14 protein-coding genes are annotated in these 9579 nt (G+C 64.7%); 5 read left to right on the top strand and 9 right to left on the bottom strand.

The annotated features are described in order from the left end of the window. Both pdxY and AYJ54_RS26900 read right to left on the bottom strand, forming a co-directional pair. A partial coding sequence (pdxY, locus tag AYJ54_RS52785) for a pyridoxal kinase (RefSeq protein WP_245329138.1) occupies nucleotides 1-513 on the bottom strand: 513 nt, incomplete at its 3' end. An 80-nt stretch (nucleotides 514-593) separates the two neighbouring features. Beyond that, nucleotides 594-1238, bottom strand: coding sequence for an FMN-binding negative transcriptional regulator (locus tag AYJ54_RS26900; protein ID WP_063703662.1), 645 nt, complete (start codon nucleotides 1236-1238; stop codon nucleotides 594-596). Nucleotides 1239-1741: 503 nt separating this feature from the next. On the opposite strand from AYJ54_RS26900, the gene AYJ54_RS26890 reads away from it, so the two are divergent. After that, on the top strand, nucleotides 1742-2086 hold the full coding sequence (locus AYJ54_RS26890) for a DMT family transporter (protein ID WP_063703659.1): 345 nt from the start codon (nucleotides 1742-1744) through the stop codon (nucleotides 2084-2086). Continuing rightward, nucleotides 2086-2655 (top strand): TetR family transcriptional regulator, encoded by a 570-nt coding sequence (locus tag AYJ54_RS26885; protein ID WP_063703657.1) that lies wholly within the window; start codon nucleotides 2086-2088, stop codon nucleotides 2653-2655. Before AYJ54_RS26890 ends, AYJ54_RS26885 begins: the two co-directional genes overlap by 1 nt. A gap of 71 nt (nucleotides 2656-2726) precedes the next feature. Here the strand turns inward: AYJ54_RS26885 and AYJ54_RS26880 are convergent, their stop codons facing one another. Together AYJ54_RS26880 and AYJ54_RS51420 are read right to left on the bottom strand one after the other, a co-directional pair. Further along, a complete protein-coding gene (locus tag AYJ54_RS26880) occupies nucleotides 2727-3083 on the bottom strand; it encodes a hypothetical protein (protein ID WP_063703656.1) in 357 nt (118 codons plus the stop codon). Between the two features lie 26 nt (nucleotides 3084-3109). After that, nucleotides 3110-3289 (bottom strand): hypothetical protein, encoded by a 180-nt coding sequence (locus AYJ54_RS51420; RefSeq protein WP_201724274.1) that lies wholly within the window; start codon nucleotides 3287-3289, stop codon nucleotides 3110-3112. A gap of 145 nt (nucleotides 3290-3434) precedes the next feature. Between AYJ54_RS51420 and AYJ54_RS26870 the strand changes: the two genes are divergently transcribed. Beyond that, the gene (locus AYJ54_RS26870) at nucleotides 3435-3698 is read left to right on the top strand and encodes a DUF3551 domain-containing protein (RefSeq protein ID WP_063704247.1); all 264 of its coding nucleotides are present in this window, start codon (nucleotides 3435-3437) and stop codon (nucleotides 3696-3698) included. Between the two features lie 18 nt (nucleotides 3699-3716). Here the strand turns inward: AYJ54_RS26870 and AYJ54_RS26865 are convergent, their stop codons facing one another. From AYJ54_RS26865 to AYJ54_RS26855, 3 genes are all read right to left on the bottom strand, one after another. Continuing rightward, on the bottom strand, nucleotides 3717-3995 hold the full coding sequence (locus tag AYJ54_RS26865; protein ID WP_063703652.1) for a hypothetical protein: 279 nt from the start codon (nucleotides 3993-3995) through the stop codon (nucleotides 3717-3719). Nucleotides 3996-4157: 162 nt separating this feature from the next. Then, entirely contained in the window at nucleotides 4158-5174 is a 1017-nt protein-coding gene (locus AYJ54_RS26860) for an SH3 domain-containing protein (RefSeq protein ID WP_063703650.1), read from the bottom strand. Between the two features lie 168 nt (nucleotides 5175-5342). Next, on the bottom strand, nucleotides 5343-7265 hold the full coding sequence (locus AYJ54_RS26855; protein ID WP_063703648.1) for an FAD-binding monooxygenase: 1923 nt from the start codon (nucleotides 7263-7265) through the stop codon (nucleotides 5343-5345). A gap of 104 nt (nucleotides 7266-7369) precedes the next feature. On the opposite strand from AYJ54_RS26855, the gene AYJ54_RS26850 reads away from it, so the two are divergent. Both AYJ54_RS26850 and AYJ54_RS26845 read left to right on the top strand, forming a co-directional pair. Beyond that, nucleotides 7370-7834 (top strand): MarR family winged helix-turn-helix transcriptional regulator, encoded by a 465-nt coding sequence (locus tag AYJ54_RS26850; RefSeq protein WP_063704246.1) that lies wholly within the window; start codon nucleotides 7370-7372, stop codon nucleotides 7832-7834. Nucleotides 7835-7954: 120 nt separating this feature from the next. Then, on the top strand, nucleotides 7955-8389 hold the full coding sequence (locus AYJ54_RS26845; protein WP_063703646.1) for a COG4315 family predicted lipoprotein: 435 nt from the start codon (nucleotides 7955-7957) through the stop codon (nucleotides 8387-8389). 21 nt (nucleotides 8390-8410) lie between these two features. On the opposite strand, the gene AYJ54_RS50850 is transcribed toward AYJ54_RS26845, so the two are convergent. Next, complete coding sequence (locus tag AYJ54_RS50850) at nucleotides 8411-8548, bottom strand: hypothetical protein (protein ID WP_161491911.1); 138 nt, start codon at nucleotides 8546-8548, stop codon at nucleotides 8411-8413. A 211-nt stretch (nucleotides 8549-8759) separates the two neighbouring features. Continuing rightward, on the bottom strand, nucleotides 8760-9353 hold the full coding sequence (locus AYJ54_RS26835; RefSeq protein WP_201724259.1) for a L,D-transpeptidase: 594 nt from the start codon (nucleotides 9351-9353) through the stop codon (nucleotides 8760-8762). Nucleotides 9354-9579: the final 226 nt, after the last annotated feature.

The following is a 9579-nucleotide window of genomic DNA, read 5'->3' as shown; positions in this document are numbered from 1 at the left end:
CCCCGCCGCGATCGCGGCGCTCGCCGCGCGCAGGCCTTGCACGTCCGCAATGTTGACGCCGGAGAGCAGCGCCAGCTCGAACTGGTTGGGCGTGATAAGCGTTGCGGCGGGCAGCAGGCGGTGCCGGACCACGTCCAAGATGCCGTCGGCCACGTAGATGCGGCCATCGTCCCCGATCACGGGATCGCAGAGATAGACGAGCTTCGAATTCCACCGCAGCGCGCGCTCGACGAAATCGGCAATGACGGCGGCATTGTCCGGCGAGCCGAGATAGCCGGTGACGAGCACCGCGGCCTGTTCGACTAGCCCACGTTCCTCGACGCCTTTGAGCAGGTCGGCCACGAGCTCCGCCTCCAGCACGCGCCCGCGCAAGGTCGGATAGCGCGGATGGTTCGACAGCAGCGTCGTCGGGACCGCGGCGACATTCACGCCCTCCGCCTGCATGGGATAGACAGCCGCGCTGTTGCCGACATGGCCGTGGACCACCTGGCTTTGAATGGAGATGACGAGCATGTGCGAACCTGTAGGATGGGTCGAGCGAAGCGATACCCATCAATTGCTCCGTAAGGCAAGCGTGGCCCGGATGATTCGGGCTACGGCGTTTCGTCGTACCCGAGCCCCGGCCGCAGCGCCCGCATGTTCCGCGCGAGCCGGCGGTGGCCCGTCTCCTCCGACCGCGCCAGCCGATCGGCGATCGCAACGTGATCCGCATCGCTCTTATGCTGATTGAGCTTGGCCTGCCCCTCGACCTCGTCGACGACAAGATCGATGACGCGGATCGCGGCGAGCATGCTCTCGCGCTTGCCAGGCTCCATCTGCGCGAGGTCCCAGGGCTGCTTCTGAAGCCGCGCCTCGGCGGCCGCGAGCAGCGCGTCGCCATGCACGCGGTTCTCGTCGAGCCCGCGCAGGTGCGCGGCGCCCGTCAGATGCACCGCTTCATAGAGCCACGTCGAGACATTGTCGCGCGAGGCGTACCAGTCGTTGGAGATATAGGCATCGTCCCCGGAGACGATCAGCAGGAAGCGCCTGTTGCCGTCGGCGAGCGGCACAAGCGGATTTTTGGCCGTCAGGTGAATCTGCACGATCGCGCGGCCGTCGCGCTGATCCAGCACGAACGGAACGTGCGATCCGCGCGGGCCGCGCTCGTCGGCGGCAACGATCATGCCAAAACCGCGCTGGGCCGCAAATGCCAGCGCACGCTGCTCCTCGATGCGAAATTGCGGGCGGAGAACATGCATGGCGCGGCGCTCGATTGCTGGACGGACGAAGCGAACCTAACGTATCCCCCGCATGAAGCCGATCATTAATCGACCGTAAACGGCGTTTCCCGGAACCACACTGCCGCCCGCCCCATCGATTAAGCTCCGCTGCCAGAGGTTGTGATAGTCCATCCACACAAGGAGAAGGCTGGTGTCTACTTCCGCCACCGGCTGGAGGACGTGGCGGACTGGCGCAACATGCAGCAGCGGGTCCTCGACCAGATCGCCTCGTTCGAGATTCGCGAATGGCGATGCTCGCCGACGGCAATGATGTCCGGACGTCGAGACCTCCCCCATCTGCTCAACGCCGCGCGAGTCCCCCCGGCACGGACGATTCCACTGCGTGCGATCTGGCCTTGTCGCGGGCTCGTCACTCACGCGTGATACGTGCTCCTGACGTGGCCAGCCTAGCAAAGGCCATGGTCCATGTCTAAACATACCTGCCGCGCGGTATCTTTTGCCGCAAAACGCCCGAGCCGGTCATGACCTCCGCCTTCAATGCCTACGCTGCGCTGGCCCTCGCCATCATCTTCGAGGTTACGGCCTCCGCCTTCCTCCAGCAGTCCGCGCAGTTCACGCGCCCGTGGCCGACGCTGGCGATGGTGCTGTTCTACGTCGCATCGTTCTATGCGCTGTCGGTGGCGATCCGGGTCATTCCCTTGAGCATCGCATATGCGATCTGGGGCGGGGTCGGCATCATCCTGACGGCCACGATCTCCTTCGTGCTGTTTCGCCAGATGCTGGATGCCGCGGCCTTCGTCGGTATCGCGCTGATCGTGTCCGGCGTCGTGATCATCAACCTGTTCTCGGAGATGACGGTGCACTGATGCCGGGCAGCGCCTACACCCGCGCCAAGCAGCCCGAGCAGGTGCGGCGCGCCTTGCTCGACTGCGCGGCGGCCATCGCCATGGATCATGGCGTTTCGGGGGTCACGGTGCAGGCGGTAGCGGCGGCGGCCGGCGTCACCAAGGGCGGCCTGTTTCATCATTTTTCAAGCAAGCAGGCGCTGATCGAGGGCCTGTTCGCCAATCTCCTCGCCCGCGTCGATGCCGAGATCGACGCCGCCATCGCCGCGGACCCGAAGCCACGCGGCAGTTTCACGCGCGCTTACGTCAATGCGGTGTTCACCGGCAGGGCCTTCGGTTTCGACACGCCCTGGGCCGCGCTGAGCATGGTCGTCGTCACCGATCCGCCGCTGCGCCGGCTCTGGAACGATTGGATGAAGGCGCGGCTGAAGCGCCATCGCGCAACCGATGGCGCGCCCGAACTTCACGTCGTGCGTCTCGCCGCCGACGGCGCCTGGCTGTCCTACATCACCACGGGACAGACCCGCATGAGCGCCGAGTTGCGCGCCGTGCACGACCGGTTGCTGGCGCAGACCCATCGGCGCGTGTAGCGGCTTTGTCCGTAAGGCGAAACAGTCCCGTAGGGTGGATTAGAGTAGCGTAACCCACCCTACGCATCCAACTAATGATCCTGCACCGGTCGTGGCGGACGCGGCGGGCGCGTCGGCCGCGCGGCGGGCTTGGCCGCCGCACGCGGAGCGCCATCGACGGACTCCAGATAGGAGGCGAGCGCCTTGGCCGAGTCGGAACTGGTCGCGTAGTGGTCCTTCAGGAACCAGGCGAGCGTCAGGCTGAAGCGCCCCTTCGCAAGCCCGCGGGGGCTGCGATGGCAGGTTGCGCAGCCGTCGGCGAAAAGGTTTGCGGGCGATTTCCCGGCGTCGAGATTTTGCGCGGATGCCACCGTCGCCGTCAGCACGACGGCGACAAGAGTAACAAGAGGCGCGATGAGATCGCGCCCCGATCGAAATAGCGTTGTCAAAATCGTCCCCTAGCCCCGTCCCGCGGTCACACTGCCAGCAACTGATCGAACTCGGCCGGCGCGTAGGCCTTGCCGTCCTGATCGGTGATGACGACCCGCCACCCCTCGCTCGCCCAGACCCGCGCCTTCGCCACGATGAGCAACCGGCTCTCGCGTGCAAAACTGTACTTTTCGTTGTCGCGTTCTGCGACCATTTTGTAGGCCAAAAGCGCATCCCCTCGCGTTGCCTGCACCCCAGTTCCTCGTGACAGCGGGCTTTGGCGGCAATTCGCCGGACATGTGGCAATTTGGTGCAGTCCACGGCAGCATTGTGGTCCGGCACCGGTCCCGGCCGAGCGAAGGAGGTTGGCCATGCGCCGCATCATGTCATCGATTCTGCTTGTCGGGGGCTTGCTTGGCGCCTTACCTTCAGGCGCGCAGACCCACGATCCGCGCTATTCCGTCTGCATCGAGGTGTACACCGTCGATGGCAGCTCCATCGACTGCAGCTTCACGTCGATGGCACAAGGCGCCGCGACCACCTCGGGGCAGGCCGCCCAGCGCTACGCCAATCCCTATGCGATGCAAAGCCGCCAGCCGAGCCCGGGTCCATCGCCGCCGCGACGGAACCGATAGCGCGGCCCCGCAATTCGTTCAGTGGACACGGATGATATGCGGCCGGCCGAGATCGATCAGCCCCTGCACCGCCGACAGGCGGTCATCCAGAGCCGCGATGGTAAGCAAGAGGTTGTTACGCCGCTCATCGAGAAGGCCGATCTCGGCGCCAGACAACTTTGTATTCGTTCGCTGCTTGTGGATGCCTTCGAGCGATTTGCGCAGTGAGGCAATCAGGCCGGTCAATTGCTTGGCCTCTTTGGCCATCGACCGTTTCGCGACATTTTGGCGGCGCGTCTCCGCCTGACGCTGTCTCATCGTCATCCTCCCGTGCCCCGCTGCCCCGAGTGGACGGCTACAGCTTTCGGTAGAAAACTTACGATCGATGAAATCTGCACGCGAAGAACTGTCTTAAATTGTAAGCGCCCCGCGTCCGGCCAAAGAAAAAGCCCGGCGCGAGCGCCGGGCTTTTGGACAAGGCTAGTGCTTCTGATGGTCACCGGGACCGCCGGCCGGCGCGCCGCCACCATGAGGCGCGGCATTGATATGCGGCGCACCACCGCCTCCGCCACCATGCGGCATCGCAGGCGCGGCCGCGCGCGGCGCCGGCATCTGCGCATGCGCATTCGCCGGCGAACCATGGCTCACATTGGGCTGCGCCATATGCGGCGCGGGGCGAGCGGCAGGCGCGGCCGACACGCGCGGAGCTTCATGTGCGCGTGCCATCGGCTGTGCGCGGGCCGCGGCGCGACCTGCAGCCTGTTCATGCGTCGTCATGCGCGCCTGAGCATCGCGCGGATTGCGACTCTGCACGGTGGCCCGCTCGTGAGCGAAACGCTCGCTTCGACCGACGCGGGTGCGGTCGTTCGCGATCGCAGCGTTGCGGCGTTCGACCGTAGCGCGGCTCGTCGCAGTCGCGGCTTCGCGCTTTGCGATCGCGGCGTCATGTCGTGCCGTGGCGGCGTCGCGACCGGAGATCGCGGCATTCCCCCTGGCATCTGCACCGCTGCGTCCGAGCGCAATCGCAGCGTCGCGCGTCGCCGCACGGCCGATGCGGGCCGCGCGCGGATCGAGCGTCATCCGCGTGGCGAAGCGCTCATGCGAGGTCCAGTAGTCATTCCAGTAGGCGTGACGGCGATACCAGGGCCGCCCCTCGTAATAGCTCGACCAGTACGAGCTCAGCACGAAAGGAACGACGGGCACACCGATCTCGTCGACATAGTCGGGGAGATAGACGTAATGATTGCGATACAGGTATTCGAGATATTGCGACGAAACCCAGCCGCGGTCATCGGAGAAGCTTACGTCGCACCAGGCATTGCCTCTCAGGCAACCATGGATGTTGACGCGGGCGCCCTCGGGGACGCGATCGACCAGGGGAAAGCCCGTGCCCGGCCCGGCGCGCAGGCCGGTCGAGACGGTGACGATGCCCGGCGCGGCCAGCGCGGCCGTCGGCGCGAGCAGTAGTGCGGCAATCAAAACGCTTCTGAGTCTCATGGCGTGTTCCTCCTCTGCAGGTCGGAACGCCCGAGCGGAACGAGCGTTCCGCGAGCTGTCGTCGCATCCGTCAAAAGATTGAGGCGCACGGCATACACGCCACGCGCAGAGTTCGATATTCATCCGCCGTTCATCGGCGCAGCGAACGAGAGCGAAGCAGCCTCGCCCTCAACTCGCCTGCAGCATGAAGGCGTCGAAGAACGACGCGAGCTCGGCGAAGCCGTCGAGCGGCAGCACATTCGCGACATACTGGTCCGGCCGCACCACGACCATGCAGCCCGCCTTGCGATCGATGCCGCGCATAGCGAAAATGTCGTGGCCGCTCTTGAGGTCGGGACAGAACATCTTCTCGTAGTCGATCAGGCCGTAGCGGCCCTTGCGTGGCAGAAGCAGCGCGGGCATGGCTTCGACGGCGAGCTCGCGGTGATCCTGTTGAAAGACCGCACGCAGATCGATCACGGTGTCGATGTCCGCACCTGCCGGCGTATATCTCCGGAGCGGCGACTCCCGCGCCTCAGTCAGGAAATCGCACAACGCACGAATGGCCGAGCCCGCCGCTGCGGGATCTTCGGCGCGCGAAAATGCATAGATGCGGAAGCGGCCATCCGCCTGCGCGGCGTGGCCGAGATGCACCGGTTTTGCGTCGGCAAGACGGATCACCGGCGCAGAATGGAAGCGCTTGCCGATGACAAGGCCTTCCGCAAGGTGCTGATGGGACGTCGCACCTGTGATGATCGACGGACGGTAATGCGTCGCCGTGCCGGCCGTGTAGCGGCCGTGCCTCACAAAATAATCCTGCGTCTTGGCCGCATCAGCCCCGCCGGCCTTGGCTGCCGAGGCGAGAATCCCCGCCCACTCGCGGTCGAAATCAATCAGCTCCTTCGCGACGGCCTGACGTTCAGCCGAATAGGAGTGCAGCAGCGCCGGCGGGCATTGCTTCCTGAGCACGGCAGTGAGCTTCCAGCCTAGATTGAAGGCGTCCTGCATCGAGACGTTCATGCCTTGCCCCGCCTTTGGGCTGTGGGTGTGGCAAGCATCGCCGGCGATGAAGACACGCGGAAGGCGAGTCTCGACCTCGGCTTCCGGCACGTCGTCGAACTTATCGGTCAGGCGCTGGCCGATCTCGTAGACCGACCACCAGGCGATTTCCTTCACCTCGAGCGTATGCGGCTTGAGGATCCGCTGCGCCTTGGCAATCACGTGATCGGCGGTGATGTTGCGGTTGGCGACACGCTCGCCGACTTCGAGCTTGGCAAGCTCGACATAGAGGCGGACCATGTAGCCGCCTTCCCGCGGAATGATGAGAAGGCTGCCGTCCTTCGCTGACTGAATTAGGGCCTTGAAACGAATGTCCGGAAAGTCGGTCACCGCCAGGACGTCCATGACACCCCAGGCGTGGTTGGCGGAATCGCCGTGCAGCTCGCGGCCGATCGATTTGCGCACAGTGCTGCGCGCACCGTCGCAACCGACGACGTAGCGCGCCTTGATCGTCTCGACCTCGCCTTCGTGCTCGGCATTGACCCGTTCGAGGCGGACGGTCACGGCATGGTCGGCCGGACCGGCGGCGGGGTCGACATCGAGGTCGAGCAGACGCCGGCTGTAATGAGGCTCGAGCCCGGCCGGCGATTTGCGCATGACGTCGAGAAAGCCGTCATGCACGCGCGCCTGGTTCAGGATGACGTGCGGGAATTCCGACAGCCCGTCCTCGACGTCCTGCACCCTGCCGCTGCGGACGATCATCTCCGGCGTCCGCTCGTTCGGTTTCCAGAACGTCGTTTCGTTGACCCGATAGGCTTCCTTCAGCACGCGTTCGCTGAAGCCGTAAGCGTGGAACATTTCCATCGTGCGGCAGGCGACGCCGTCAGCCTGGCCGACCAGCAGCCGGCCCGGCTTCTGCTCGACAATGCAGGTCTTGATGTCGGGAAACTGTGCAAGTTGCGCGGCGAGCGTGAGACCGGCCGGGCCGCAGCCGATGATGAGGACGTCGACCTCTTCCGGAACGGGTCCCGCTGCACCCGAGCCCTGAACGCGCGCGGCGGGATCGGAAATCTCGGGATCGCCCGGCTGAAATCCATTGAGATGGAATTGCATGAGCACCTCTCCCTGGCAACGTTCTGTTTCGATATTGCTCAGTATGCTGACTATCAGTATACTTGTCAACGATCCCGCACGCTCCCCACATCAAGGAGAATTCGGTGAAAGACAACAACGACATGCCCGGACATCTGGCGCGGCGGTTCCAGCAGATCGCGGTGGCGGTGTTCCTGGCCGAGGTTGAGGATGCCGGCTTCGACCTCACACCGGTGCAGTACGCGGCGCTCGCGACCATCAAGGGCAACCCGGGGCTCGACCAGGTGACGCTCGCCGGGCTGATCGCCTATGACCGCACCACGATCACCGGCGTGGTCGATCGTCTCGTGCAGAAGGGGCTCGCGGAACGTCGCGCCTCCAGCCGCGACCGCCGCGCCCGTGAGCTCGAAATCACCGACGAAGGTCGCCGCACGTTGCGCAAGATCACGCCGGCTGTCGAATCCGCGCAACGCATCATGCTGCGCGGCCTTACTGCCAGGGAAGGCGAGGAACTGATGCGGCTGTTGCGCAAGGCCATCGCTGCGGGCAACGAACTCAGCCGTGCGCCGCTGCGCGATGTGCAGGCCTAGCCCGTATTTGTGCCCGTAATTGTCGCAGTGCCGCGAAACCTGGAACTAACCTTTCGACTGCTACCGTCAGGCCTATTCGGCGCTTAAGGCGCGATTAACTTTTCTGTTTGGGAGTTTCGGATGCCCAGGTTCGTCATTGCTGCCGCGGCGATTGCGCTCTCCACCGGCCATGCGCTTGCGAACGGACATGGCGGCGGCGATGCCCCTCCTCCGCCGAAGCCCGAGGCCACGACGGCGCCGGCACGCGTAATCCTCACCAAGCAGGGCCCCAAGCTCGTCGATCTCAAGGGCATGACGCTGTACTACTACGAACGCGACACCACCGGCAGGACGTCAAACTGCAACGGCAAGTGCATCGAGAGCTGGACCCCGCTGGCCGCGCCCGCCGATGCCAGGGCGGTCGGCGACTTCACCGTGATCAACCGCAACGATGGCAGCAAGATGTGGGCCTATCGCTATCGCCCGCTCTACACATCGCCCGCAGACAAGGCTCCGGGCGATGCCAACGGCAACGCGACGACCCTGCAATGGCGCGTCGCCCGCCCCGAGGAGTAAGGCGCGAACGGCACGAAGCCCTCAGTGCCGCGAGGCGCTCGCGACTTTCGCGGCCGTCGCGGAATCGGCTGAGGCATAGTTCACCTCGGGATTCCGGTGCAGCGCCACGTACACGATCATACCGGCCAGGATCGACCCGTAAAAGCCGAGCGTTGCCAACCGCCATTTCCGTACAATCCGGTGATCGCTCTCATTCAATTGACAAAAGAATTTCTGCATGATGCCTCCAATGGCAACGAGCCATGGAGGCATAGCGCAACCGGCGCGGATCGGTTGTGAAGCAATTCACCCTCGAAAGGTCGAAGATCGTGCGCGCATTCACGCTTGAGTGAGCGCGGAGGCCGCCAAACCCAAGCAACTCGCGCGCACCTCACCCGCGCCAGTTGGCTGCCCCGGCCTGCGCGCTGTGCCCCGGCGGCAGCACCACCACGGTCGAGCCGAGTTTCACCCGATCGAACAGGTCGATCACGTCCTCATTGCGCATCCGGATGCAGCCCGACGAGATCGCCTGCCCGATATATTCGGGCTGGTTGGTGCCATGGATGCGATAAAGCGTGTCCTTGTTGCCGGCATAGAGATAGAGCGCCCGCGCGCCGAGCGGGTTGGCGGGACCGCCGGAAACGCGCGGCGGATACGGACCGAGCCGCGCCTGGATTTCCGGGGTTGGAATCCAGTCTGGCCACTCCGCCATGCGGCCGACCCGCGCCACGCCGGAGAAGGCCATCGCCTCCTCGCCGACCGCAACGCCATAGCGGATCGCCTTGCCCTGCGGCAGCACGTAGTAGAGATAGCGCGAATCGGTATCGACCAGGATCGTGCCCGGCTGCTCCTTGCGCGAATAGTCGACGATGTGACGGAGGTATTGCTCGGGCACGTTCGCCTGAGCGTACGGAGTATGCGCCAGCAACTGCCGGTCGCGCGGCGTCATGCTTGCATCGGTCGATGGTGAAAGCGTTGCCTGCATGCAACCGCCAAGCGGAAGCAAGGCAACAACGAATACAGCGATTAAAGATCTTGGCACCGCTCGGGCCCCCCATAGCGGATAAACAGCGCCCCCAGCACCACTATTTGCTGCCCAAATCGTGCTGAAAACAAGGCAGCGCGGGAACACGTGCGCGTGTTCGCCCGGTCGGGTTCCACCACCACAAACGGCGGTAGACCGTCGCACTGTCTCCATCCCATTGCCTTGC

This window comes from Bradyrhizobium centrolobii (assembly GCF_001641635.1).
GTDB lineage: Bacteria > Pseudomonadota > Alphaproteobacteria > Rhizobiales > Xanthobacteraceae > Bradyrhizobium > Bradyrhizobium centrolobii.
This window is presented reverse-complemented; position numbering and strand designations above follow the sequence as displayed.